The organism is Streptomyces sp. NPDC096205, from assembly GCF_044763135.1.
GTDB lineage: Bacteria > Actinomycetota > Actinomycetes > Streptomycetales > Streptomycetaceae > Streptomyces.
Window position 1 is genome coordinate 234847 of the sequence record NZ_JBIWFS010000009.1, and the last position, 23040, is coordinate 257886.

Sequence of the window (23040 nt, forward strand, 5' to 3'; positions counted from 1 at the left end):
TCGTGGCCGTGCCGCGCCCGGTCTGAGCCGCACGGCGGTGCATTGCTGTACGTACCTGCGCACACATCCTGGCGGTGTGTGTAGCAGGGCCGGAGGGACTTGAACCCCCAACCGCCGGTTTTGGAGACCGGTGCTCTACCAATTGAGCTACGACCCTTTGTGTGTCCCCCAACGTACCGCATCCGGACGGGTGCTCGGTGTGCACCGTCTGGAGTGCGTGCCGGTGGAGGCCGACGAGGTGAGAGTGTACGTGGTCCGGGGCCGGGCGTCGAACAGAAAGTGCCTGTGGGGCAGGGAAAGCTGCCGGGAAAGCGAAAGATCGCCGGAAGATCACCCAGGCCGGGCGGCGGATCCGGACACCTGTCCACAGCGTTGCCCGTCCATGTTCAGTCCGTGAAACCCGTGTGCCGGGCAGGTTTCGGGTCTGGAACGATGGGCTGCATGAGCGCTGCAACCCCTCCCACCGAGCGCCGGGTCTCCGCCCGAATCGGCGCGATCTCCGAGTCCGCCACCCTCGCCGTGGACGCCAAGGCCAAGGCCCTCAAGGCCGCCGGGCGTCCGGTGATCGGCTTCGGCGCGGGCGAGCCGGACTTCCCGACCCCGGACTACATCGTCGAGGCGGCCGTTGAGGCCTGCAAGAACCCCAAGTACCACCGCTACACGCCGGCCGGCGGCCTGCCCGAGCTGAAGGAGGCCATCGCCGCCAAGACGCTGCGGGACTCCGGCTACCAGGTGGAGGCCGCGCAGGTCCTCGTCACCAACGGTGGCAAGCAGGCCATCTACGAAGCCTTCGCCGCGATCCTCGACCCGGGCGACGAGGTCATCGTCCCGGCCCCGTACTGGACGACGTACCCGGAGTCGATCCGGCTGGCCGGCGGTGTCCCGGTGGAGGTCGTCGCGGACGAGACGACCGGCTACCGCGTCTCGGTGGAGCAGCTGGAGGCGGCTCGCACGGAGAACACCAAGGTCCTGCTCTTCGTCTCCCCCTCCAACCCGACCGGCGCGGTCTACTCCCGTGAGCAGATCGAGGAGATCGGCCGCTGGGCCGCCGAGAAGGGCCTGTGGGTCCTGACCGACGAGATCTACGAGCACCTGGTCTACGGCGACGCCGAGTTCCACTCGCTGCCGGTGGTCGTGCCGGAGCTCGCCGACAAGACCATCGTCGTCAACGGTGTCGCCAAGACGTACGCCATGACGGGCTGGCGCGTGGGCTGGATCATCGGCCCGAAGGACGTCGTCAAGGCCGCGACGAACCTCCAGTCGCACGCCACGTCGAACGTCTCCAACGTCGCGCAGGTCGCGGCCCTCGCCGCCGTCTCCGGCGACCTGTCGGCCGTCGAGAAGATGAAGGAGTCCTTCGACCGCCGCCGCCGCACGATCGTGCGGATGCTCAACGAGATCGACGGCGTGCTCTGCCCCGAGCCCGAGGGCGCCTTCTACGCCTACCCGTCGGTGAAGGGCCTGCTCGGCAAGGAGATCCGCGGCAAGCGCCCGCAGGACACCGTCGAGCTGGCCGCGCTGATCCTGGAGGAGGTCGAGGTCGCGGTCGTTCCGGGCGAGGCCTTCGGCACCCCGGGCTACCTGCGCCTGTCGTACGCGCTCGGTGACGAGGACCTCGTCGAGGGCGTCTCGCGCATCCAGAAGCTGCTGGCCGAGGCCCGCGACTGACGCACGCGCGCGTGGACGGGCCGTCTCCCTTCGGGGAGGCGGCCCGTTTCTTCGTACGAGCAAGCCCCCGTCCGGGGAAACGGCTACCGGGACATGTACGGCGTACGGCAGGATCGGCGAATGGAGCGTGTACGTGATGTCGCCGAACTGCCGAAAGCCCATCTGCACCTGCACTTCACCGGCTCGATGCGGCCGGGGACCGTGCTGGAGCTGGCCGACAAGTACGGGGTGCGTCTGCCGGACGCCCTGAGCGAGGCGCTGACGAGCGGGGAGCCGCCGCAGCTGCGGGCGACGGACGAGCGCGGCTGGTTCCGCTTCCAGCGGCTGTACGACGCGGCCCGCTCGTGCCTCAGGGAGCCGGAGGACATCCAGCGGCTGGTGCGCGAGGCGGCGGAGGAGGACCTTCGGGACGGCTCCGGCTGGCTGGAGATCCAGGTGGACCCGACCTCGTACGCGCCGCGCCTGGGCGGGCTGATCCCGGCGCTGGAGGTCATCCTGGACGCGGTGGAGACGACCTCCAGGGATACCGGGCTCGGGATGCGGGTGCTGGTCGCCGCGAACCGGATGAAGCACCCGCTGGACGCGCGCACACTGGCCCGCCTGGCGGTGCGGTACGCCGATCAGGGTGTGGTCGGCTTCGGGCTGTCCAACGACGAGCGGCGGGGCATGGCGCGGGACTTCGACCGTGCCTTCACCATCGCGCGTGAGGGGGGCCTGCTGTCGGCCCCGCACGGCGGCGAGCTGGCCGGTCCGGCCTCGATCCGCGACTGCCTGGACGACCTGGATGCCGACCGGATCGGGCACGGGGTGCGCGCGGCGGAGGACCCGCGTCTGCTGAAGCGGCTGGCCGACCGGGGCGTGACCTGCGAGGTGTGCCCCGCCTCGAATGTGGCCCTGGGCGTCTACGAGAAGCCCGAGGACGTCCCCCTGCGCACTTTGTTCGAGGCGGGCGTCCCGCTCGCCCTGGGCGCCGACGACCCCCTGCTGTTCGGCTCCCGCCTCGCGGCCCAGTACGACATCGCCCGCCGGCACCACGCCTTCACGGACCCGGAGCTGGCCGAGCTGGCCCGCCAGTCGGTGCGCGCCTCGTCGGCCCCCGAGGGGACCAAGGCGAAGCTGCTCGCGGGGGTGGACGACTGGCTCAGCGGCCCGGCCGCTTGAAGTGGGCGTACGGCGGATACGGCTTGAAGCAGATCAGCACCTCGAAGGGATGCCCGCCGCCCGGAGGCTGACGCAGCCCGGGAATCGCGGAGACGAGGGCGAGGTCGCCCTGCTGGACACGCTTGTGCAGGGGGCCGTTGCCCGCCGCGTACGCGAAGGAGTCGGCGGCCTCGGCGAACACGTCCCGGCTGCCGAACAGGAAGAACGTCCGGGCGTGTGTGGTGTGCCGCAGTTCGTCGCGGCGGTCCGCGCGGTGCGCGCGCGCCTGCCAGGCCGCCGCGTCCCGGGCGGTGCGCGCCTCGTCGGTGCGGACGGTGAGCGGGGTGCCGTGGGTGAGCCTGCGGCGCAGCCCGGGCCACTGGCTGGGGCGCAGTCCGTACGAGTGGTGGACCAGGACCAGGTCCACGAGCTCGCCCATGCCCTCGTCGGGCGGGACGCCGTCGCGGAGCGGGATGTGGACGACGGTGTGCCGGGAGTAGGCGGCGAACGAGAACAGCCCGGCGAGACGGTTCAGTCCGTCGTGGTCGGCGAGCAGGTGGCCGATGGGGTCCGGGTCGCGCAGTGAGGCGTGGCGCAGCGGGTGCAGGGGCTGGACGACGCGGTGCTCGTGGGGGCCGGTCCGGGGCCGGAACCGGCGAAGTCTCAGGCGCATGCGGGGGTTACGGCAGGCAGGTGCATGCCCTTCAGGGTCGCGGCCCGGGGTCGCTGTCGGCAACGGAGATTCCGGCGAGCAGCGTCCGTGCCAGCCGGGCGGCGAACTCGTCCACGGGTGGGCGGGCCTCCTCGTCGGCGTCGTAGGCGAAGGCGCGCTGGGCGCAGGCGCCGAGGAGGAGGGAGGCGGCGGCGAAGGTGTCCGCGTCCGCGCGCAGGCGGCCCTGCGTCCGCTCGGCCCGCAGGTACGCGTCCAGCGACTCGATGGGCAGGTGCGGGCCCATGCCCATCCGGCGCATCGCGTCGTCGTGCCGCCGCTTGAGCTGGGTCTCGGCGTACAGGGAGGCGGCGATCGGGAAGCTCTGTTCGTAGAACAGGGCCGCCTGGCGGGCGATCTCGGTGAGGTTGTCCTCCAGCGTGCCGCGGCCCGGTGCGGCGGCGAGGCTGTGCAGCAGCGGGTTCAGCCGGGGCAGCCGCTCGGTGAGGACGCGGATGAACAGCTCCTCCTTGCTGTCGAAGTGCTTGTAGAGCGCCGCCTCGGAGCATCCGGCGGCCCGCGCGATCTCCTTGGTCGTGGTGCGTGCCAGCCCGACCGTGAGCATCAGTTCGTGCGCGGCGTCGAGAATCCGGACCTGGGCCGGCTTGTGCTCCATGGGTTGTCGTCCAATCGCCCTTGACGGGTGGGTGAGTGCTTACCCACCCTAGAGGGCAAGGGGGTGAGTGAATACTCACCCACCACTCGATGGACGGGAGTCCGCCATGAAACTCACCGTTTTCGGCGCCACCGGCGGCATCGGCGGTCACGTCGTCCGTCAGGCCCTGGACGCGGGCCACGAGGTCACCGCGGTCGTACGGGACCCCTCCCGGCTCGGCATCGACAGCGACGGCGACGGCCGGCTGGAGGTGGTGCGCGCCGATCTGACCGACGCCCGGTCACTGGGTGCGGCGCTCGCGGGGCGGGACGCGGTGCTGTCGGGGCTCGGCGCCCGCAGCCGCAAGGACGCCGGGGTGGCCGCCCGCCTGACCCGTACGGTCCTGGACGCCATGGAGGCGGCCGAGGTGCGGCGCCTGGTCGTGGTGAGCGCGGCGCCGGTGGGGCCGGAGCCGGACGACGGCTTCCTCGACCGTGGGATGCGCGCGATCGTCTCGACGGTGCTCAGGGACGTCTACGACGACCTGCGGGCGATGGAGGCCGCGCTGGCGGGCAGCGCCACGGACTGGACCGTCGTACGGCCGCCGCGGCTCCAGGACAAGCCGCTGACCGGCCGCTATCGCACGGTCGTGGGCGGCTTCCCGCCCCGGGGCCGCTTCATCGGCCGCGCGGACGTGGCCCACGCGATGCTGGCGCTGACGGGGGACCCGGGCGCGGTGAAGCAGGGGGTGGGGGTCGCCTACTGAGCCTCGGCGCCGGAAGTGCTACAGGCTGACGCCCTGGGAGGCGCTACAGGCTGACGCGCCGGGAGGCGCTACAGGCTGACGCCGACCGTCACCGGCTCGTTGACCAGCGTGATGCCGAAGGCCTCGCGGACTCCGGCGACGACCTCGCGGGCCAGCGCCAGCAGGTCCTCGGTGGTGGCCTCGCCGCGGTTGGTGAGGGCGAGGGTGTGCTTGGTGGAGATGCGGGCCGGGCCGGTGCCGTAGCCCTTGGTGAAGCCGGCCTTGTCGATCAACCAGGCCGCGGAGGTCTTGGTGTGGCCCTCCCCCGCCGGGTAGGCGGGCGGCTCGACGCCCTCGCCGAGGCGCTCACGCACGCGCGCGTGGAAGGCGGCGAACTGGGCGTCGGTGAGGATCGGGTTGGTGAAGAACGACCCGGCCGACCAGGTGTCGTGGTCCTCCGGGTCGAGCACCATGCCCTTGCCCGCACGGAGCTTCAGCACGGTCTCGCGGGCCTCGGCGAGCGGTACCCGGTCGCCGGGCTCGACGCCGAGGGCGCGGGCCGTCTCGGCGTACTTGATCGGCGCGGACAGGCCGTCCGCGTCCTCCAGCTCGAAGCGGACGCGCAGGACGACGTACCGCTCGGGGTCGGCCTTGAAGCGGCTGTGGCGGTAGGAGAACCCGCACTCGGCGCCGGTGAGCGCGACGGTCTCGCCCGCGTGGCGGTCGTAGGCGATGACCTCGGTGATGGTGGAGGAGACCTCCTGGCCGTACGCCCCCACGTTCTGGATCGGGGTCGCGCCCGCCGAGCCGGGGATGCCGGCCAGGCACTCGATGCCGGCGAGCCCGGCCTCCACGCTGCGGGCGACGGCGTCGGTCCACACCTCGCCTGCGGCCAGCTCCAGGCGGGTGCCGGTCAGCTCCACGCCGCGGGTGGCGATGCGCAGGGCGGTGCCGGCGAAGCCCTTGTCGCCGATGACCAGGTTCGACCCGCCGCCGATGACCAGCAGCGGGGTGCCGTCGGCGTCGGCCTCACGGACGGCGTCGATCACTTCGGCGTCGGTCGTCGCGGTGACCAGTCGGGTGGCGGGGCCGCCCAGCCGGAAGGTGGTCAGCGGGGCGAGGGGGGCGTCGTGGAGTTCCTGCACGCGCTCAAGACTACGAGACCCCACTGACAGCCCCGGCACACGCGCGTGCGGCCCCGCCGGAGTGGGCGGGGCCGTACACGCGTGTGCCGGGTTCGGTCTCAGGTCAGGCGCCGGGGTTCGGTCTCAGGTCAGGCGCCGGGCCGCCTCGGTCCAGCCGAGCGGCAGTTCCTCGGCGGACACCGACCAGGTCGCCAACTTCACGTCCTTCATCTCGGCGGCGAGCCCCCGGGAGGTCGGAGCGTGTGCTCCGGCCCGGGCGAAGGCCTTGAGGGCGGTGGGCGACTCCCAGGCGGAGAGCGTCCAGAAGGTCCGCTTCAGCGGCTCGGCCTTCAAGGTGGCCCCGTAGGCGCCGGGCGCGCTGCTCACCTGCCGCCACACTCCCGGCGTACGGGCGAGGAACTTGAGCGCTCCCCACAGGGTGCGGGTCTCGAAGCGGGAGGCGAAGACGTGGATCTCGGCGCCGGCGGGCGGGGTGTTCGGCACGGTCCAGGGAAGGGTGGGCATGTCGGACTCCTGTCGGCGCGGTCAGTGGGAGGAGCCGGCGGGAACCTTGACCGGAGCGGGCTCGGTGGCGTCGGTCACGTCCGGCAGGGTCCCGCGGCGGGACGGGACCACCAGGGCCGCGACCCCGGCCAGGGCGACGATCCCGGCACCGACGGCGACCGCGGGCCGCAGCCCGTCGACGAAGGCCTGCGCGGACTCGTAGCCGCCCTGGGCCGAGAAGATCGAGGACATGACCGCGATGCCGAGCGCGCCGCCCACCTCGCGCAGCGCGTTGTTGGCGCCGGAGGCGATGCCCTGCTCCTTGGCCGTGACACTGGCCATGACCAGCGCCGAGGCCGGCGCGAAGAACAGCGCCATGCCGATGCCGCTGAGGATCAGGCCGGGCAGCTGGGAGGCGTAGGAGGCGTCGGCGGTGGCCACGTAGGCGAGGTAGCCGAGGCCGGCGGCCTGCAGGAAGAGTCCCGCGGCGACGACCGGGCGGCCGCCGATGCGGTCGGAGAGGATGCCGGCGATGGGTGCGACGAGCATGGGCATGCCGGTCCAGGGCAGCATCCGCAGCCCGGCCTCGGTGGGCGAGTAGCCGAGGACGCCCTGCATGTACTGGCTCAGCAGGAAGATCGAGCCGAACATACCGAGGAACATCAGCATGCTCGCGGCGTTGATCCCGGCGAAGGCCCGGGAGCGGAAGAGCCGCATCGGCAGCATGGGGTTCTTGGCGCGGGTGCCGTGCAGCACGAACCCGGCGAGCAGGGCCGCTCCGGCGAACAGGCCGAGCAGCACGGGCAGGGCGGTCCAGCCGTCGGCGGGGCCGCGGACCAGGCCGTAGACGATGCCGAACAGGCCGCCGCTGGCGAGCAGGGTGCCGGGCAGGTCGAGCGGGGCGCCGGTGCCGTGCGACTCGGCCAGGCGCAGTCGGGCGAGCGGCAGCAGGGCGATGCCGAGCGGAACGTTCAGCCAGAAGATCCACTGCCAGGAGACGTGTTCGGTGAGGGTGCCGCCGATCAGCGGCCCCGAGGCGACCGCGAGGCCGTTGACCGCACCCCAGATGCCGTACGCCATCCCGCGCTTCTCGGCGGGGACCGCGGCGGTGAGCAGGGTCAAAGTGAGCGGCATCATGACGGCCGCGCCGACACCCTGCACCGCGCGGGCGGCGATCAGCGAGTCGATGCCGGGCGCGAGGGCCGCGGCGGCGGAGGCGACGGTGAAGATCGCGAGGCCGACGCCGAAGAGCCGGCGGCGGCCGAAGCGGTCGCCGAGCGCCGCACCGAACATCAGCAGCACGGCGAAGGTGAGCGTGTAGGCGCTCACGGTCCATTCCAGGTCGTGCAGTCCGCCGCCGAGGTCCTCGCGGATGGAGGGCAGGGCGGTGGTGACGACGAGGTTGTCGAGGGCCGCCATGAACCCGGCGACGCTGGTGATGGCGAGGGCCCAGCCGACTCCTGTGCGGCGGGCGCCCGGTGCGCTGTGCTGTGACATCTCTCCCCCAGAGGATGCTTGATTAGTTATTGATGACTAACTTTTGCGGCCATGAGTAGGCGGCGGTTCCGTCTCCTCACGGTGGTGCCCTACTTCTCCAGCGTGCCCTTGAGCCTCGCCTGCGGGTACAGCCCCTCCCACACGCGGTGCTCGGGCGGAAAACCCATGGCCACCAGGCTGTTGATGAGCATGCCGTACGCCATGAACGTCGTCGTCTCCTTGACGTCCGCTCCCAGCGGCAGGTGGACGACGTCCCACAGTCGCATCCAGCCGGTCCGCACGGCCTCGCCGAACTCGTGGTCGCCCTCCTCCTCGGCGGCCCCGACGGCGATGAACATCTGCATCTGCATCATCAGCCGCTCGGGCTGCTCGGCGATGACCTTGGTGTACGCGTTGGCCATCGCCCGCAGGGCCTCCTCGCCATGGAGCCCCTCGGAGGCCTCCTGGAAGGTGCGGATGGTGCTTTCCATGCACCAGTCGGCCGCCGCCAGGAACATGGCCTTCTTGCCCGGGAAGAGCCGGAAGAGGTACGGCTGCGAGACGCCGACGCGCTTGGCGATCGCCTCGGTCGACGTGCCGTGGTAGCCGCCGCGGGCGAACTCCTTCATCGCCGCGCGGACGACGCTCTCGCGCCTCTCTTCTGCGCTCATCCTGACCATGCGGCTAAGTTAGTACTCAATCACTAACTAAGTCAAGTGCGGGAAAGGGGCGCCCCTCGCGGCAGGCGCCCCTTCACTGCGAGTTCGACCCTCAGGCGAGTCGTACGACCGCGCGGGACATCCCCAGCACCTTCTGTCCGGCGCAGGTCACCGTCAGGTCCACGCGGACGGTGTGGTCGTCGAGCTTGGCCGCGACCTTGCCGCTGACCTGGATCTCGGCGCCCTGGTCGTCGTTGGGGACGACGACGGGCTTGGTGAAGCGCACGCCGTACTCGACGAGCGCGCCCGGGTCGCCGGTCCAGTCGGTGACCACGCGCGCGGCCTCCGCCATGGTGAACATGCCGTGCGCGATGACGTCCGGCAGCCCGACCTCCTTGGCGAACTTCTCGTTCCAGTGGATCGGATTGAAGTCCCCGGAGGCGCCCGCGTAGCGGACGAGAGTGGCACGCGTCACGGGAAAGGTCTGCGCGGGCAGCTCGGTGCCGACCTCGACGTCGGCGTACGCGATCTTGGCGGTCATCTGCTGCTCACGCCTCCTCGGCCGCGCGGGCCACGAGCTTGGTCCAGGCGGTGACGACATGCTCGCCGGCCTCGTCGTACACCTCACCGCGGACGTCCAGGATGTCGTTGCCTGCCATCGACTTGATCGCCTCGATGGTCGAGGTGACCGTCAGGCGATCGCCCGCACGGACCGGGCGCGCGTAGGCGAACTTCTGGTCGCCGTGCACCACGCGGCTGTAGTCCAGGCCGAGCTGCGGGTCGTGGACGACCTCCTGCGCGGCCTTGAACGAGATCGCGAAGACGAAGGTCGGCGGGGCGATCACATCGGCGTGACCCAGCGCCTTGGCGGCCTCCGGGTCCGTGTAGACCGGGTTGGTGTCCCCGATGGCCTCCGCGAACTCACGGATCTTCTCCCGGCCCACCTCGTAGGGCTCGGTGGGCGGATACGTGCGCCCCACGAAGGACTGGTCGAGTGCCATGGTTCGGCGCCTCCTGGTCTCAGCGGTGGTCCTGCTTCTTGCGGCGGTGGTCCTGCTTCTTGCGGCAAACGGCACGAGGCCGCCCCCCTGAATGATGGGGGCGGCCTCGTACGTAAGTCTGAAGTCAGCGCGTCTCGCGGTGCGCGGTGTGCGCGTTGCAACGCGGGCAGTGCTTCTTCATCTCAAGACGGTCCGGGTTGTTACGCCGGTTCTTCTTGGTGATGTAGTTCCGCTCCTTGCACTCCACGCAGGCCAGCGTGATCTTCGGGCGGACGTCGGTGGCAGCCACGTGAGTGCTCCTTGACGAAACGGTAGGTGATTCAACACAAGAAAGAGTAGCCGACTGAAGGACCGACCCCGCAATCGGCTACTATTAGTAGCGGTGACCGGACTTGAACCGGTGACACAGCGATTATGAGCCGCTTGCTCTACCGACTGAGCTACACCGCTGCGGTGGGATCGGTTCCCGTCTTGCGACGGGAACTTCTCTCACCAGAGCCCCAAAACGGAATCGAACCGTTGACCTTCTCCTTACCATGGAGACGCTCTGCCGACTGAGCTATTGGGGCGAGCGATGAAGACATTACACGGTCCGTGGCCGTTCACCCAAATCCGTATCCCGGACCCCCTTCGCCTGTGCTCCACACCGCTCTCGGCGGCCCTTCCGGTCCCGTCCACCCCATGCGTCCACCTGGGGCCACACCGGTACGACTATTGCGCTCCTCCCGGCCAGGGGCGGACCGCCGCCCTAGGCTCGACTCACTCTGCGTGATCTTTGCGTGATCTTGCGTGCTGTGCGGCGGATGCGGTCTGAGCAGGGCGGAGTCGCGCGGTGCCATGGAGTGCGGGGTGTGCGGTGCGTGCCGTGCGTGCCGTCCTGGTCGTGCAGTCCTGGTCGTGCGGCTTGGTGCCCCGTCACATCCGAGTCCCGAGCCCTTCGTCCCCGAGCCTGAGCCCGTCAGTCCGAGCCCTTCGTCCCGAGCCCTGAGCCCGTCAGATCCGAGCCCCGAGCCGAGCCCCTGGAGCGCGATGCCCGACAGCCAGCCGCAGCCGCCACGCCCGTCGTCCTCGCCGGGCTCCTCGGGGCTGTCCGACACGCTGCTGCTGTGCGGGGCACGGCTCACCGACGGCCGGACCGTCGACGTGCGGCTGGGCGGCGGGCGTATCGAGGCGGTCGGCACCGCCGGCAGCCTGGGCGGAGCCGTCCGGGGCCAGGGCGCGCGCGTGGACCTCTCGGGGTACCTCCTGCTGCCCGCCCCGGCCGAACCGCACGCCCACGGCGACACCGCGCTCACCGCCGACGAGGACGGGCCGGTCTCCTACGACGCCCGGGACGTGCAGCGCCGCGCCACGGAGGCGGCTCTGTTGCAACTCGGGCACGGCGCCACCACGCTGCGGGCCCATGTGCGCGTGGGCGACGTCCAGGGGCTCGGCGCGCTGGGCGCCGTACTCCAGGCGCGGCGCTCGCTGCGCGGGCTCGCCGAGCTGACGACGGTGGCCGTACCGCGGCTGCTGACGGGGGTGGCCGGGGCCGACGGCCTCGCGATGCTGCGGGACGCGGTGAAGATGGGCGCGTCCGTGGTGGGCGGCTGTCCCGACCTCGACCCCGACCCCACGGGCTACGTCGAGGCGGTCCTGGAGGTGGCCTCCGAGCACGGCTGCCCCGTCGACCTGCACACCGACGCCGGCGACCCGGGCCGGCTCGCCCGGCTGGCTGCGATGGCCGGCGGGCTGCGGCCCGGTGTGACGCTGAGTCCCTGCGCGGGCCTGGCCCGGCTGCCCGTGGAGGCGGTCACGCGCACCGCCGACCAGCTCGCCGCGGCGGGGGTGGGCGTGGTGTGTCTGCCGCAGGGCGGCTGCGCGGGCGTCGACGGGCGCGGTACTGCTCCCGTACGGCTGTTGCGCGCCGCGGGTGTCCGCCTCGCGGCCGGCAGCGGGGCGCTGCGGGACGTCTCCAACCCGGTGGGGCGCGGTGACCCGCTGGAGGCCGCGTACCTGCTGTCCTCGCGCTACGGGCTGCGCCCCGAGGACGCCTACGACGCCGTGAGCGCGTCCGCGCGTGCCGTGCTGGGCCTGCCCGAGGTACGCGTGGAGGCCGGTTTCCCCGCGGAGCTGCTCGCGGTGCGCGGGGACCGGCTGTCGGGCGCGCTGTCCCTCGCGTACAGCCGGATCGTCGTCCATCGGGGGCGTGTGGTGGCTCGCACCAGCGCGGTGCGGGAGTACTGCAACTCGGCCGCCGCGGCGGAGCTGGGGCTGCCGCGGCAGGGGCGGGGTGAGGTGTCGTAGCGCCGGTGCGCCGAATCCCTCCGGCAGGCCGGGGCGCGACGTTCGAGTCGCGCGGCGGGGGCGGGCGTTCGGGCGTACGGTCGAAGACATGCGCATTGTCATTGCTGGAGGTCATGGTCAGATCGCGCTGCGGCTGGAGAAGCTGCTCGCCGCGCGCGGATATGAGGTCGCGGGCATCATCCGCAAGGCCGAGCAGGGCGACGATCTGCGGGAGGCGGGCGCCGAACCGGTGCTGCTGGACCTGGAGTCGGCCGCGGTGGAGGAGGTCGCCGCGCATCTGCAGGGCGCGGACGTGGCGGTGTTCGCGGCGGGCGCGGGCCCGGGCAGCGGACCGGCCCGCAAGGACACCGTGGACAAGGGCGCGGCCGTGCTGTTCGCGGACGCGGCGGTCCGGGCGCGCGTACGGCGCTTCCTCCTCGTGTCCTCGATGGGCGCGGACCCGGGGCATCAGGGCGACGAGGTCTTCGACGTCTATCTGCGCGCCAAGGGCGAGGCGGACGCGCACGTCCAGGGCCTGAACGCCCTGGACTGGACGGTCCTGCGCCCCGGTTCGCTGACGGACGACGCGGGCACCGGGCTGGTCCGGCTCGAGGCGCACACCGGCCGTGGCGCGGTCACGCGTGACGACGTGGCCGCCGTGCTCGCGGAGCTGATCGAGACCCCTGCGACGGCCGGTCTGACTCTCGAACTGGTCGGCGGATCGGTGCCGGTGTCGGTGGCGGTGAAGTCGGTGGCGGGCAACTGAGCGTCGGCGCGGGGATGTCACCGGCGGGCAACTGAGCCGCGGTGGAGAGGAGTCGTCGCCGGGCGACTGAGCGTCGGTGGAGAGGAGTCGCAGGCGGGCGACTGAGCCTCGGGTGGGGTGAAGTCGGCGGCGGGCGATGTGCCTCTACGTCGGGACCGGGGTCAGAACAGGGGCAGTTGGCCGGGGAACTCGGGGACGACGTAGCCGTCGAGCGACGGCTGCACCGCTCCGAGCTGCGCGGGCCGGCGGGAGCCCGGACACGAGACGAGCCGGTCGCCCTCCCGCGCCCCGGGCGGGTCATGCCGGGCGAACCGTCCGGCGACGACGGCGATTTCACGACGGCACTCGGGGCAGCGCCTGCGGCGGGACGACATGGGATCAGTGTGCCCGCCGGGTCTGACAATGGCCGCCTTCCCAGGCAACGCAAAGACCCCCTCCGTTCGCACGGAGGGGGTCTTCCCCAGTGTGGCGGCGCCAGGATTCGAACCTGGGTAGGCTAAGCCGACGGATTTACAGTCCGCTCCCATTGGCCACTCGGGCACACCGCCTGGGATTGCTGCTCGGAGCCGCTTTTCGGCGGTGCTCCGTGGCAACGACGTAAACAATACCTGATCCCGGGGGGTGCTTCGCCACCCGATTGATCAGCGGCGAGATCGCTAGGCTTGGGGCCTACCCGCAGAGCGTCATCCCAGGACCGAGCAAGGAGCCACACGTCATGGCCGACTCCAGTTTCGACATCGTCTCCAAGGTCGAGCGGCAGGAGGTCGACAACGCACTCAACCAGGCCGCCAAGGAGATCTCCCAGCGCTACGACTTCAAGGGCGTCGGCGCCTCGATCTCGTGGTCCGGCGACAAGATCCTCATGGAGGCCAACTCCGAGGACCGGGTCAACGCGGTCCTCGACGTCTTCCAGTCCAAGCTGATCAAGCGGGGCATCTCGCTGAAGGCGCTGGACGCGGGCGAGCCGCAGCTCTCCGGCAAGGAGTACAAGATCTTCGCGTCGATCGAGGAGGGCATCTCCCAGGACAACGCCAAGAAGGTCGCGAAGATCATCCGGGATGAGGGCCCCAAGGGCGTCAAGGCCCAGGTTCAGGGCGACGAGCTGCGCGTCAGCTCGAAGAGCCGTGACGACCTCCAGGCCGTCATCTCCCTGCTGAAGGGCAAGGACTTCGACTTCGCGCTGCAGTTCGTGAACTACCGGTGATCTCACCCGTCCTGGCGGGCGGGCATCCGGGGAGCTCCCGGGATGCCCGCCCGCCTCGTCGGTGAACGGGACGTTCGAATTCCTTCGCTAGGGTGCGCCGCATGACGCACCCCTCTGGCCCCGGGCTGCGGCGCACGCTCGGTGTGAGCGACGCCGTGGTGATCGGGCTCGGCTCGATGGTGGGGGCCGGGATCTTCGCCGCGCTCGCGCCCGCCGCGCGGGCGGCCGGTTCCGGGCTGCTGCTCGGGCTCGCGCTGGCCGCCGTGGTCGCCTACTGCAACGCCATGGCCTCCGCCCGGCTGGCCGCGCTGTATCCGGCCTCGGGCGGCACGTACGTGTATGGACGCGAGCGACTCGGGCCGTTCTGGGGCTACCTCGCCGGCTGGTCCTTCGTCGTCGGCAAGACGGCCTCCTGCGCGGCGATGGCCCTCACCGTGGGGGCGTACGTCTGGCCGGAGCAGGCGCACGCCGTGGCGGTCGCGGCCGTGGTCGCGCTGACCGCGGTGAACTACGGGGGCGTACAGAAGTCCGCCCGGCTGACCAGGGCGATCGTGGCGGTCGTGCTGGCCGTCCTCGTGCTCGTGGTGGCCGTGTGCCTGGGCTCCGGGCACACGGTGGCCGCCCACCTGGACATCGGCCTCTCCGGCGGACTGGGCGGTGTGCTCCAGGCGGGCGGACTGCTGTTCTTCGCCTTTGCCGGGTACGCGCGGATCGCCACGCTCGGCGAGGAGGTGCGGGACCCTGCGCGGACCATCCCCCGCGCGATTCCGCTCGCCCTGGGGATCGCCCTGGCCGTGTACGCGTGCGTGGCGGTGGCCGTGCTGGCCGTGCTGGGCCCTGACCGGCTCGGGCAGGCGGCCGCGCCGCTCGCCGAGGCCGTGCGGGCGGCCGGGCTGCCGGGGCTGGTGCCCGTCGTGCGCGTGGGCGCCGTCGTGGCCGCGCTGGGCTCGCTGCTCGCGCTGATCCTGGGCGTCTCGCGCACCGTTCTGGCGATGGCCCGGGACCGGCACCTGCCGGGGGCGCTCGCGGCGGTGCACCCGCGGTTCCAGGTGCCGCACCGGGCGGAGCTCGCCGTCGGTGCGGTGGTCGCGGTCCTCGCCGCCACGGCCGACGTACGCGGCGCGATCGGCTTCTCCTCCTTCGGCGTCCTGACGTACTACGCCATCGCCAACGCCTCCGCCTGGACCCTCGACCCCTCCCCCAGGGCGCGCGCCCTGCCCGCGCTGGGCCTGCTGGGCTGCGCGGTGCTGGCGTTCTCGCTGCCGGGGGTGTCGGTGCTGGTGGGCGCGGCCGTACTGGCTGCCGGGGCGGTCGCCTACGGCGTACGCGCGCGGTCGGCGTAGCGGACGCTGTCGGCCTGGCGGATGCTGCCGGCCTGGCGGGCGCTGCCGCCTGGCGGGCCTCCCGGGCCTCGGACGCGGCCGGCCTGACGGACGCCTCCGACCCTCGGGCGCTGCCGGTCGGGTCAGCGGGCCGCGAACGGCTGGTCCGTCGGGACGATCTCGCGGCCCAGCGGGAGCAGCGAGACGGGTATCAGCTTGAAGTTGGCTATGCCGAACGGGATGCCGATGATCGTCAGGCACAGGGCGATGCCGGTGGCGATGTGGGCGAGGGCGAGCCACCAGCCGGCCAGCAGCAGCCACAGGACGTTGCCCAGGCAGGACGGGGCGCCCGCGCCGCGGCGTTCGACCGTGGTGTAGCCGAAGGGCCACAGGGCATAGACGCCGATCCGGAACGCGGCGATCCCGAACGGGATGCCGATGATCGTGATGCAGAGCAGCAGGCCCGCGGCCAGGTAGCCGAGGAAGAGCCAGAAGCCGCTCAGGACGAGCCAGATGACGTTCAGGATCAGTTTCATCGGCGGGGACCTGCCATCTGCTCCAGGCGCGAGATGCGCTCGGCCATGGGCGGGTGGGTGGAGAACATCCGGGACATGCCCTGTCCGGGCCGGAACGGGTTGGCGATCATCATGTGGCTCGCTGTCTCGATTCTGGGCTCGGGGGGCAGCGGAAGCTGCTTGGTGCCGGCGTCGAGCTTGCGCAGGGCTGAGGCGAGGGCGAGAGGGTCGCCGGTGAGCTGGGCGCCGGAGGCGTCGGCCTGGTACTCGCGGGAGCGGCTGATGGCCAGTTGGATGAGCGACGCGGCGAGCGGGCCAAGGATCATGATCAGGAGCATGCCGAGGAGGCCGGGGCCGTCGTCGTCGTCCGAGCGGCCGACCGGGATCAGCCAGGCGAAGTTGACCAGGAACATGATCACCGAGGCGAGGGCGCCGGCGACCGAGGAGATGAGGATGTCCCGGTTGTAGACATGGCTCAGCTCATGGCCGATGACTCCGCGCAGCTCGCGCTCGTCGAGCAGGCGCAGGATGCCTTCCGTGCAGCACACGGCGGCGTTGCGCGGATTGCGGCCCGTCGCAAAGGCGTTGGGCGCCTCCGTCGGGGAGATGTACAGGCGGGGCATGGGCTGGCGGGCCTGCGTGGAGAGCTCGCGGACCATGCGGTACAGGGCGGGCGCCTCGAACTCGCTGACCGGACGGGCCCGCATGGCGCGCAGGGCCAGCTTGTCGCTGTTCCAGTACGCGTACGCGTTGGTGCCCAGTGCGATCAGCACCGCGACGATCAGTCCCGTACGGCCGAAGAAGCCGCCGATGACGATGATGAGTGCGGACAGTCCCCCGAGGAGTACTGCGGTCCTGAGCCCGTTGTGCCGGCGGTGCACGGTACGCCCTCCAAGTGGTGCGGCAGGGGAACCCTTTGCTGTGTCGATCTCGATGCCACTGGTGCCGTGGTGTCACGTCCAGTGGACCCTCCCGCTTTGGACAACGCGAGGCGAGAGCCACTAGTTCCCTTGTGCCCGTGGGGGCGCTCCGAGGCGGGCGTGGGCCGTACGGGTGACCGTCGGCCCACGCGTCTCAGAACCGGTCCGCGCGTCTCAAGACAGGCCTGCGGATCTCGGAGCAGGTGCGCGTCTCAGAACAGGCCCGTGTCGGCGAAGCGCAGGACCAGCTGGGGTGCTCCGGACAGGGCGACGCCGATGACGGCCGTGACGGCGATCGCGGCCGTGAGGGGCGCCGGAACGGTGTGCCGGCCGGGCTCGCCCTCGGGGGCACGGAAGAGCAGGGCCGTCCACTTCAGGTAGTAGACCAGCGCGATCACGACGTTCACGGCCATCACCACGGCCAGCCAGCCCAGGCCCGCCCCGACGGCCGCCGAGAAGACGGTGACCTTGGCGAACAGGCCGATGATGCCCGGCGGCAGGCCCGCGAGGCACAGCAGGAAGAACGCCAGGACCAGAGCGGTGACGGGGTTCTTGGCGTACAGGCCCCGGTAGTCCGCCACCCGGTTGAGGGCGTGCGTACGGCCCACCAGCGCGGCCACCGCGAACGCGCCGAGGTTCACGGCGCCGTACATGAGGGCGTAGGCGAGGGTGGAGCCGACGGAGTGCTCGGCGTCGTCGGAGTACGCGGCGGCGGCGATCGGCACCAGGAGATAGCCGGCCTGACCGACCGAGGACCAGGCGAGCAGGCGTACGGCGCTGTACGCGCGCGTGGCCTGCTGGCGCAGGGCGCCGACGTTGCCGACGGTCATGGTGAGCGCGGCCAGCACGGCGAGGGCGGGGCCCCAGACGTCGGCGTAGGACGGCAGGGCGACGACGGTGACGAGGATCAGGCCGGAGAAGCCGACCGCCTTGCCCACGACGGACAGATAGGCGGCTACCGGGAGGGGCGCGCCCACATAGGTGTCGGGGACCCAGAAGTGGAAGGGCACGGCGGCCGTCTTGAAGGCGAAGCCGACAAGGGTGAGGACGACGCCGGTCTGGGCGAGGGTGTGCAGCTGGCCGTCGACGTCCTGGATGCGGTCGGCGACCTGGGTGAGGTACAGGGTGCCGGTGGTGGCGTAGACGAAGCTGATGCCCATCAGGCTGACGGCGGTGGCCGTGACCGAGGACAGGAAGAACTTCAGGGCCGCCTCGGAGGAGCGCTTGTCGCCGTGGCGCAGGCCGACCAGCGCGAAGGCGGGCAGGGACGCGACCTCCAGGGCGACGATCAGGGTCGCCAGGTCACGGGAGGCGGGCAGCAGGGCGGCGCCCGCGGCGGAGGACAGCAGCAGGAACCAGAACTCCCCTTCGGGGAGTTCCTTGCGCGCGTCCTTCAGCGCGGTGACCGACAGCAGGGCGGCGACCAGGGCTCCGGCGAGGACCAGGAACTGGATGACGAGGGTGAAGCGGTCCGCCGTATAGCTGCACACGCGTGTGTCGCCGGTGAGGCAGAAGGTGGAGCGGTCGCCGTCCAGCAGGGGCAGCAGCATGGCGGTCGAAGCGGCGAGGCCCGCGACCGAGATCCAGCCGAGTACGGCTTTCCTGCCGTCGGCCACGAACAGGTCGGCGACGAGGACGGCGAGCGCGACGACCGCCGCGATGGTGGGCGGCGCGACGGCGAGCCAGTCGACGTCCTGGACGAGGTTGACGGCCTGCATCTGGGCCGGGGAGCTCATCGGGTGCCTCCTGCGAGGAGCTGCTGCACGGCCGGGTCGGTGAGGCCGAGGAGGGTCTTGGGCCACAGCCCGGCGACGACGGTGAGGACGACGAGCGGGGTCCAGGCGGCGAACTCGTACGTGCGGACGTCGGCCAGTTTCGGCACCTCGTCCTGCGGGGCGCCCATGCACACCCGGCGGACCACGACCAGCAGGTAGGCGGCCGTGAGCAGCGTGCCGAAGGCGCCGATCGCCATGAAGGTGAGGAACGCCGGCCTGCTGAGCCCGTCGGCGGGGTCGAACGCGCCGAACAGGGCGAGCATCTCGCCCCAGAACCCGGCGAGTCCGGGCAGGCCGAGAGAGGCGACCGCGGCGAACGCGAGCAGGCCGCCGAGGCGCGGGGCACGGCCGTACAGGGCGGCGCCGGTCTCCTCGGCGAGGGTGTCGAGGTCGGTGCTGCCGGTGCGGTCCTTCAGGGCGCCGACCAGGAAGAACAGCAGGCCGGTGATGAGGCCGTGGGCGACGTTGGCGAACAGGGCGCCGTTGACGCCGGTGGGGGTCATCGTGGCGATGCCGAGCAGGACGAAGCCCATGTGGCCGACGGAGGAGTAGGCGATGAGCCGCTTCAGGTCGCCCTTGGCGCCGCGCCTGGCGAGGGCCAGACAGGCGAGCGATCCGTAGATGATGCCGACGACCGCGAAGGCGGCGAGATACGGCGCGAAGTCCCGGAACCCGTCCGGCGCGACCGGGAGCAGGATGCGGACGAACCCGTACGTGCCCATCTTCAGCAGGACGCCCGCGAGCAGCACCGAGCCGACGGTCGGGGCGGCGGTGTGGGCGTCGGGCAGCCAGCTGTGCAGCGGCCACATCGGGGTCTTGACCGCGAGCCCGAGACCGATCGCCAATACGGCGATGACCTGCACGGACGTGGTCAGCGACCGGCCGTTGTCAGTGGCGAGTGCCACCATGTCGAATGTGCCCGCCTTGATTCCGATCAGGAGCAGGCCGAGCAGCATGACCACGGAACCGAGCAGCGTGTAGAGGATGAACCGCCAGGCGGCCTCGGCCCGTCCCTCGCCGCCCCAGCGGGCGATGAGGAAGTACATCGGGATCAGGACCATCTCGAAGGCGAGGAAGAACAGCAGCAGGTCGAGGACGGCGAAGGTGGCGAGGGTGCCGGACTCCAGGACGAGCAGCAGGGCGACGAAGGCCTTCGGGGACGGGCCCGCGGGCATCTTGAAGTACGAGTAGAGCGCGCAGAGGAAGGTCAGCAGCGCGGTCAGCACCAGAAGGGGGAGGGAGATGCCGTCGATGCCGAGGTGGATGCGTACGTCGAGTGCGGGGATCCAGCTGATGTCCGTGCCGGCCTGCATCTTCGACGGGTGGTCGTGGTCGAAGCCGAGCGCGAGGACGATCGCGGCGAGAAGGACCGCACCGGTGACGGTGACTCCGTGGCGTAGCACGGCCTGCTCGGGCGACTTCCCCTTCAGGCCGGGCGGGGCGGGCAGCAGAGCGGCGGCGGCGCCGAGGAGCGGGCCGACGACGACGAACGCCAGAAGGAACTGCATCACTGACTCGTTGATATCGATCACGCCTGCTCACGCTCCCGTGGCGACGAGGACGACGGCGACCGCCAGGACGACGGTGCCGGCGAGCAGCGCGCTCACATAGGTCTGCACATTGCCGGTCTGGGCGCGCCGGACGGCCGCGCCGAGCAGGCGGGGCAGGGCGCCCGCGCCGCGTACGTAGGTCTCGACGACCTCGCGGTCGAGGAACCGGACGAGGCTCGCACCAGCTCGCACCGGACGGACGAACAGCGCCGAGTAGACGGCGTCCAGGTGGAAGCCGACGGCCGCGTGCCGGTGCAGCGGGCCGAGCAGCAGCCTCCCGGGGTCGGCCGGGTCGGGGGCGTAGGCCATGTCGCCGTAGGCGGGCGCGTGGCTGGCGATGGCCTCGGCCTCGACGAGTCCGGCGTCGCCCTCGGGGTGGGCGGCGACCGCGCCCAGGGGCACGCGCGCGGCGAGGGCCGTGGTGTGCCGCCAGGCGGCGTACGTGACGAGGCCGCCGACGAGGGCCACGCCCGTGCCGAGGACGGAGGTGGTGAGCGTGGGCGCGAGGTCGTTGCCGTCGAACCAGTCGGGCATCAGCCGGTAGGTGAGGCCGCCGAGCGCGAGGGACGGCAGGGCGAGCACCCACAGCACCGCGGTCATCGTCAGCGGCTGACGGCCGTGGTCGGGGGCCTCGGCGCCCCGGCCGCGGAAGGCGCGCAGCCACAGCCGCATCGCGTAGGCCGCGGTGAGCAGGGCGGTGACCAGGCCCGACACGAGGACGATCCACCCGGCGGCGCCGGGGGCGTGCTCGGTGTGCCCGGTGGAGACGTGCTCGGCGGCGCCGAGGACGGACTCCTTGGAGAAGAAGCCGCTGAACGGCGGGATCGCGGCGAGCGCGAGGAGCGCCACGGTCATCGTCCAGTAGGCGTCGGGGACGCGGTCGCGCAGGTCCTTCATCCGGGACATGGCGGCCAGCGAGTTGGTGCCGGCGGCGTGGATGATCACGCCGGCGGCGAGGAACAGCAGCGCCTTGAAGGCGCCGTGGGACAGGAGGTGGAAGACGGCGGCACCACGGTCGCCGACGGCGAGGGCGCCGGTCATGTAGCCGAGCTGACCGATCGTCGAGTACGCGAGGACGCGCTTGATGTCGTCCTGGGCGAGCGCGGCGAGGCCGGAACCGACCATCGTGACGGCGGCCATCACCGCGAGGGTGACCATCGCGGCCGTGGAGGCCTGGAAGACGGGCAGGAGCCGGGCGATGAAGTAGACACCGGCGGCGACCATCGTCGCGGCGTGGATCAGCGCGGAGACCGGGGTGGGGCCGGCCATCGCGTCGGGGAGCCAGGTGTGCAGCGGGAACTGCGCCGACTTGCCCGCCACGCCCGCGAGGAGCAGCAGGGCGATCAGCGTCGGGTGGTCGAGGCCGCCGCTCGCGACGGCACCGAGGACCTTGGTGATGCGGAACGACCCGGCGTCCGTGGCCAGGGCGAACAGGCCGATCAGGAAGGGGACGTCACCGAGCTTGGTCACCAGGAAGGCCTTGAGAGAGGCGGCGCGGGCCTCGGGGGTCTCCCAGTAGTGGCCGACGAGGAAGTAGGAGCAGATGCCCATGACTTCCCAGCCGACGAGCAGCACCATCAGGTCGCCGGAGTAGACGACCAGAAGCATCGCGGAGGTGAACAGCGAGACGAGGGCGGCGTACGACGGGTAGCGCGGGTCGTCGCGGAGATAGCCGGTGGAGTAGATCTGCACGCAGCCGGCGACGAACGCGACCAGCACGGCGACGAGCGCGGCGAAGCCGTCGATGTGCAGGGCGAGTTCGATCGGGACCGAGCCGGTGGGGGTCAGTTCGGTGGCCGCGTCGACGGCCGCGTCCCCGCCCTGGCGGGCCGCGACGACGCAGGCCAGCACGAGGGAGGTGAGGACCGGCAGGACGGCGAGCGGGCGGACGAAACCGGGGGCGGTGCGGCCGAGGAGCAGTCCGGCGGCAGCGCCGAGGAACGGCAGGAGGGGGACGAGAACGGCGAGGGTGGTCGTGGTCACGCGGTGGCCTCAGCCTTCTCGGCGGCCGTCCCCGCCTCGGGGACGTCGGTCTCGTGGCCCTCGGCGGTGTCGCGGAGCTTGTCGATGTCCGCGGTGCCGCGGTTGCGGTACACGGCGAGGACGATCGCCAGGCCGATGCCGATCTCGGCGGCGGCGATGGCGATGGTGAACAGGGTCAGGGCCTGCCCGGAGTGCAGGGTCTCCTCGGCGGTACGGCTGAGCCAGACGTCGAACGCGACGAGGTTGAGGTTGACGGCGTTGAGCATCAGCTCGACCGACATCAGGACCAGGATCGCGTTACGGCGGGCGAGGACGCCGTACAGGCCGGTGCAGAAGAGGAGGGCGGAGAGTACGGCGGGATAGGCGAGGTGCATCAGCGGGCGCCTTCCTGCTCGGACGGGGTGACGCCCTCGGACGGGTCGCGTCGCGGGGCCGACTCCGCTCGCTCCACCGGCTTGGTTCGCCCGATCGGGTGATTACGGGAATTCGGGGCGAAGGGGGAACCACCGGTGGTGGCCCGGGAGTTCACAGGGGGAGAGCTCGACTCCGCCTTCGCCTTGCGGGACAGGACGATCGCGCCGACCAGGGCCGCGAGGAGCAGGACGGAGAGGGCCTCGAAGGGGAGGACCCAGTTCTGGAAGAGCGCCTGGCCGGTGACCTCGGTGGAGCCGGCCGGGGCGCCGTCGAGGTCGATCCAGGTGGCGCGGAAGGCATCGACGACCACCCAGATCAGGGCGGCCGCCGAGGCGACGGCGACCGTGAGGGCGGCCCAGCGGTTCCCGGAGTCCGCGTCCGGGGAGCGGCCGATGGGTGCCCTGGTGAGCATCAGACCGAAGAGAAGGAGGACGACGACGGAGCCTACGTAGATCAGGACCTGCACCCAGGCGATGAACTCTGCGGTGAGCAGGAGGTACTCGACGGCGAGGCCGCCGAGGGTGACCACCAGCCACAGGGCGGCGTGCACCAGCTGACGGGTGGTGACGGTGACCAGGGCGGCGCCGAAGGTGACCAGGCCGACGAGGAGGAAGGCGATCTCCACGCCGGTCGGGGACAGGAAGCCGTGGCTGTCCGCGGCGACCGTGGTCAGCGCCGTGGAGCCGGGGGCCATGGCGAGGGAGG

24 protein-coding genes and 4 tRNA genes are annotated in these 23040 nt (G+C 71.6%); 7 read left to right on the forward strand and 21 right to left on the reverse strand.

All coding sequences use genetic code 11. The annotated features are described in order from the left end of the window. Positions 1-84: 84 nt before the first annotated feature. Positions 85-157 (reverse strand) — tRNA-Trp (locus ACIQ6Y_RS30625). A gap of 284 nt (positions 158-441) precedes the next feature. On the opposite strand from ACIQ6Y_RS30625, the gene ACIQ6Y_RS30630 reads away from it, so the two are divergent. After that, a complete protein-coding gene (locus tag ACIQ6Y_RS30630; RefSeq protein WP_404043738.1) occupies positions 442-1668 on the forward strand; it encodes a pyridoxal phosphate-dependent aminotransferase in 1227 nt (408 codons plus the stop codon). A 120-nt stretch (positions 1669-1788) separates the two neighbouring features. Then, a complete protein-coding gene (locus ACIQ6Y_RS30635) occupies positions 1789-2829 on the forward strand; it encodes an adenosine deaminase (protein ID WP_404043740.1) in 1041 nt (346 codons plus the stop codon). On the opposite strand, the gene ACIQ6Y_RS30640 is transcribed toward ACIQ6Y_RS30635, so the two are convergent. Beyond that, the gene (locus tag ACIQ6Y_RS30640; protein WP_404043742.1) at positions 2810-3481 is read right to left on the reverse strand and encodes a hypothetical protein; all 672 of its coding nucleotides are present in this window, start codon (positions 3479-3481) and stop codon (positions 2810-2812) included. The genes ACIQ6Y_RS30635 and ACIQ6Y_RS30640 overlap by 20 nt on opposite strands. A 31-nt stretch (positions 3482-3512) precedes the next feature. Next, on the reverse strand, positions 3513-4133 hold the full coding sequence (locus ACIQ6Y_RS30645; RefSeq protein ID WP_404043744.1) for a TetR/AcrR family transcriptional regulator: 621 nt from the start codon (positions 4131-4133) through the stop codon (positions 3513-3515). A gap of 106 nt (positions 4134-4239) precedes the next feature. On the opposite strand from ACIQ6Y_RS30645, the gene ACIQ6Y_RS30650 reads away from it, so the two are divergent. Beyond that, a complete protein-coding gene (locus ACIQ6Y_RS30650; protein WP_404043746.1) occupies positions 4240-4878 on the forward strand; it encodes an NAD(P)-dependent oxidoreductase in 639 nt (212 codons plus the stop codon). Between the two features lie 68 nt (positions 4879-4946). Here the strand turns inward: ACIQ6Y_RS30650 and ACIQ6Y_RS30655 are convergent, their stop codons facing one another. The 9 genes from ACIQ6Y_RS30655 to ACIQ6Y_RS30695 form a co-directional block, all read right to left on the reverse strand. Continuing rightward, positions 4947-6002 (reverse strand): UDP-N-acetylmuramate dehydrogenase, encoded by a 1056-nt coding sequence (locus ACIQ6Y_RS30655; RefSeq protein WP_404043748.1) that lies wholly within the window; start codon positions 6000-6002, stop codon positions 4947-4949. 123 nt (positions 6003-6125) lie between these two features. Beyond that, positions 6126-6506 carry a DUF3291 domain-containing protein gene (locus tag ACIQ6Y_RS30660; protein WP_404043750.1) on the reverse strand — a complete coding sequence of 127 codons (381 nt, stop codon included), beginning with the start codon at positions 6504-6506 and terminating at the stop codon, positions 6126-6128. Between the two features lie 21 nt (positions 6507-6527). Continuing rightward, on the reverse strand, positions 6528-7982 hold the full coding sequence (locus ACIQ6Y_RS30665; RefSeq protein ID WP_404043752.1) for an MFS transporter: 1455 nt from the start codon (positions 7980-7982) through the stop codon (positions 6528-6530). Between the two features lie 89 nt (positions 7983-8071). Next, positions 8072-8641, reverse strand: a complete 570-nt coding sequence (locus ACIQ6Y_RS30670; protein ID WP_404043754.1) for a TetR/AcrR family transcriptional regulator — start codon at positions 8639-8641, stop codon at positions 8072-8074. A gap of 91 nt (positions 8642-8732) precedes the next feature. After that, a complete protein-coding gene (locus tag ACIQ6Y_RS30675; protein WP_404043756.1) occupies positions 8733-9161 on the reverse strand; it encodes a MaoC family dehydratase in 429 nt (142 codons plus the stop codon). A 7-nt stretch (positions 9162-9168) separates the two neighbouring features. Continuing rightward, positions 9169-9621 carry a MaoC family dehydratase N-terminal domain-containing protein gene (locus ACIQ6Y_RS30680; RefSeq protein ID WP_404043758.1) on the reverse strand — a complete coding sequence of 151 codons (453 nt, stop codon included), beginning with the start codon at positions 9619-9621 and terminating at the stop codon, positions 9169-9171. A gap of 124 nt (positions 9622-9745) precedes the next feature. Then, positions 9746-9910: a 50S ribosomal protein L33 gene (rpmG, locus tag ACIQ6Y_RS30685; protein ID WP_003948671.1), complete on the reverse strand. Its 165-nt coding sequence runs from the start codon at positions 9908-9910 to the stop codon at positions 9746-9748. Between the two features lie 88 nt (positions 9911-9998). Then, positions 9999-10071 (reverse strand) — tRNA-Met (locus tag ACIQ6Y_RS30690). Positions 10072-10117: 46 nt separating this feature from the next. Beyond that, a tRNA-Thr gene (locus tag ACIQ6Y_RS30695) sits at positions 10118-10190 on the reverse strand. A gap of 460 nt (positions 10191-10650) precedes the next feature. Between ACIQ6Y_RS30695 and ACIQ6Y_RS30700 the strand changes: the two genes are divergently transcribed. Next, positions 10651-11907, forward strand: a complete 1257-nt coding sequence (locus tag ACIQ6Y_RS30700; RefSeq protein WP_404043760.1) for an amidohydrolase family protein — start codon at positions 10651-10653, stop codon at positions 11905-11907. 88 nt (positions 11908-11995) lie between these two features. Continuing rightward, entirely contained in the window at positions 11996-12652 is a 657-nt protein-coding gene (locus tag ACIQ6Y_RS30705) for an SDR family oxidoreductase (protein WP_404043762.1), read from the forward strand. A gap of 161 nt (positions 12653-12813) precedes the next feature. Here ACIQ6Y_RS30705 and ACIQ6Y_RS30710 read toward each other — a convergent pair whose 3' ends face one another. Both ACIQ6Y_RS30710 and ACIQ6Y_RS30715 read right to left on the reverse strand, forming a co-directional pair. After that, complete coding sequence (locus ACIQ6Y_RS30710) at positions 12814-13026, reverse strand: hypothetical protein (protein WP_399649652.1); 213 nt, start codon at positions 13024-13026, stop codon at positions 12814-12816. 92 nt (positions 13027-13118) lie between these two features. Next, positions 13119-13200: transfer RNA gene (locus ACIQ6Y_RS30715), tRNA-Tyr, on the reverse strand. A 167-nt stretch (positions 13201-13367) separates the two neighbouring features. On the opposite strand from ACIQ6Y_RS30715, the gene ACIQ6Y_RS30720 reads away from it, so the two are divergent. Both ACIQ6Y_RS30720 and ACIQ6Y_RS30725 read left to right on the forward strand, forming a co-directional pair. Continuing rightward, a complete protein-coding gene (locus ACIQ6Y_RS30720; RefSeq protein ID WP_393585090.1) occupies positions 13368-13856 on the forward strand; it encodes a YajQ family cyclic di-GMP-binding protein in 489 nt (162 codons plus the stop codon). 101 nt (positions 13857-13957) lie between these two features. Then, a complete protein-coding gene (locus ACIQ6Y_RS30725) occupies positions 13958-15199 on the forward strand; it encodes an APC family permease (RefSeq protein WP_404043765.1) in 1242 nt (413 codons plus the stop codon). Between the two features lie 122 nt (positions 15200-15321). Here the strand turns inward: ACIQ6Y_RS30725 and ACIQ6Y_RS30730 are convergent, their stop codons facing one another. The 7 genes from ACIQ6Y_RS30730 to ACIQ6Y_RS30760 all read right to left on the reverse strand — a co-directional run bounded on the left by ACIQ6Y_RS30730 (position 15322) and on the right by ACIQ6Y_RS30760 (position 23029). Continuing rightward, positions 15322-15714 (reverse strand): YccF domain-containing protein, encoded by a 393-nt coding sequence (locus ACIQ6Y_RS30730; RefSeq protein WP_404043767.1) that lies wholly within the window; start codon positions 15712-15714, stop codon positions 15322-15324. After that, positions 15711-16574 (reverse strand): zinc metalloprotease HtpX, encoded by an 864-nt coding sequence (htpX, locus tag ACIQ6Y_RS30735; RefSeq protein ID WP_404043769.1) that lies wholly within the window; start codon positions 16572-16574, stop codon positions 15711-15713. Before htpX ends, ACIQ6Y_RS30730 begins: the two co-directional genes overlap by 4 nt. A 251-nt stretch (positions 16575-16825) precedes the next feature. Continuing rightward, positions 16826-18349 (reverse strand): NADH-quinone oxidoreductase subunit N, encoded by a 1524-nt coding sequence (locus ACIQ6Y_RS30740; protein ID WP_404043771.1) that lies wholly within the window; start codon positions 18347-18349, stop codon positions 16826-16828. Beyond that, positions 18346-19920 carry an NADH-quinone oxidoreductase subunit M gene (locus ACIQ6Y_RS30745; protein ID WP_404043773.1) on the reverse strand — a complete coding sequence of 525 codons (1575 nt, stop codon included), beginning with the start codon at positions 19918-19920 and terminating at the stop codon, positions 18346-18348. The genes ACIQ6Y_RS30740 and ACIQ6Y_RS30745 overlap by 4 nt, the downstream gene beginning before the upstream one ends. A gap of 6 nt (positions 19921-19926) precedes the next feature. Next, a complete protein-coding gene (locus tag ACIQ6Y_RS30750) occupies positions 19927-21921 on the reverse strand; it encodes an NADH-quinone oxidoreductase subunit L (RefSeq protein ID WP_404043775.1) in 1995 nt (664 codons plus the stop codon). After that, a complete protein-coding gene (gene nuoK, locus ACIQ6Y_RS30755) occupies positions 21918-22295 on the reverse strand; it encodes an NADH-quinone oxidoreductase subunit NuoK (RefSeq protein WP_404043777.1) in 378 nt (125 codons plus the stop codon). Before nuoK ends, ACIQ6Y_RS30750 begins: the two co-directional genes overlap by 4 nt. After that, positions 22295-23029, reverse strand: a complete 735-nt coding sequence (locus ACIQ6Y_RS30760; RefSeq protein WP_404044178.1) for an NADH-quinone oxidoreductase subunit J — start codon at positions 23027-23029, stop codon at positions 22295-22297. The genes nuoK and ACIQ6Y_RS30760 overlap by 1 nt, the downstream gene beginning before the upstream one ends. Positions 23030-23040 lie beyond the last annotated feature (11 nt).

Excerpts from the sequence above, each read along its gene's own strand:
- ACIQ6Y_RS30650 (WP_404043746.1), top strand. The coding sequence starts at position 4,240 with ATGAAACTCACCGTTTTCGGCGCCACCGGCGGCATCGGCGGTCACGTC.
- ACIQ6Y_RS30635 (WP_404043740.1), top strand. The coding sequence starts at position 1,789 with ATGGAGCGTGTACGTGATGTCGCCGAACTGCCGAAAGCCCATCTGCAC.
- ACIQ6Y_RS30725 (WP_404043765.1), top strand. The coding sequence starts at position 13,958 with ATGACGCACCCCTCTGGCCCCGGGCTGCGGCGCACGCTCGGTGTGAGC.
- ACIQ6Y_RS30665 (WP_404043752.1), bottom strand. The coding sequence starts at position 7,982 with ATGTCACAGCACAGCGCACCGGGCGCCCGCCGCACAGGAGTCGGCTGG.
- ACIQ6Y_RS30720 (WP_393585090.1), top strand. The coding sequence starts at position 13,368 with ATGGCCGACTCCAGTTTCGACATCGTCTCCAAGGTCGAGCGGCAGGAG.
- ACIQ6Y_RS30660 (WP_404043750.1), bottom strand. The coding sequence starts at position 6,506 with ATGCCCACCCTTCCCTGGACCGTGCCGAACACCCCGCCCGCCGGCGCC.
- ACIQ6Y_RS30680 (WP_404043758.1), bottom strand. The coding sequence starts at position 9,621 with ATGGCACTCGACCAGTCCTTCGTGGGGCGCACGTATCCGCCCACCGAG.
- ACIQ6Y_RS30760 (WP_404044178.1), bottom strand. The coding sequence starts at position 23,029 with ATGGCCCCCGGCTCCACGGCGCTGACCACGGTCGCCGCGGACAGCCAC.
- ACIQ6Y_RS30700 (WP_404043760.1), top strand. The coding sequence starts at position 10,651 with ATGCCCGACAGCCAGCCGCAGCCGCCACGCCCGTCGTCCTCGCCGGGC.
- ACIQ6Y_RS30740 (WP_404043771.1), bottom strand. The coding sequence starts at position 18,349 with ATGAGCTCCCCGGCCCAGATGCAGGCCGTCAACCTCGTCCAGGACGTC.
- ACIQ6Y_RS30730 (WP_404043767.1), bottom strand. The coding sequence starts at position 15,714 with ATGAAACTGATCCTGAACGTCATCTGGCTCGTCCTGAGCGGCTTCTGG.
- ACIQ6Y_RS30705 (WP_404043762.1), top strand. The coding sequence starts at position 11,996 with ATGCGCATTGTCATTGCTGGAGGTCATGGTCAGATCGCGCTGCGGCTG.
- ACIQ6Y_RS30645 (WP_404043744.1), bottom strand. The coding sequence starts at position 4,133 with ATGGAGCACAAGCCGGCCCAGGTCCGGATTCTCGACGCCGCGCACGAA.
- ACIQ6Y_RS30630 (WP_404043738.1), top strand. The coding sequence starts at position 442 with ATGAGCGCTGCAACCCCTCCCACCGAGCGCCGGGTCTCCGCCCGAATC.
- ACIQ6Y_RS30640 (WP_404043742.1), bottom strand. The coding sequence starts at position 3,481 with ATGCGCCTGAGACTTCGCCGGTTCCGGCCCCGGACCGGCCCCCACGAG.
- nuoK (WP_404043777.1), bottom strand. The coding sequence starts at position 22,295 with ATGCACCTCGCCTATCCCGCCGTACTCTCCGCCCTCCTCTTCTGCACC.
- ACIQ6Y_RS30710 (WP_399649652.1), bottom strand. The coding sequence starts at position 13,026 with ATGTCGTCCCGCCGCAGGCGCTGCCCCGAGTGCCGTCGTGAAATCGCC.
- ACIQ6Y_RS30670 (WP_404043754.1), bottom strand. The coding sequence starts at position 8,641 with ATGGTCAGGATGAGCGCAGAAGAGAGGCGCGAGAGCGTCGTCCGCGCG.
- ACIQ6Y_RS30675 (WP_404043756.1), bottom strand. The coding sequence starts at position 9,161 with ATGACCGCCAAGATCGCGTACGCCGACGTCGAGGTCGGCACCGAGCTG.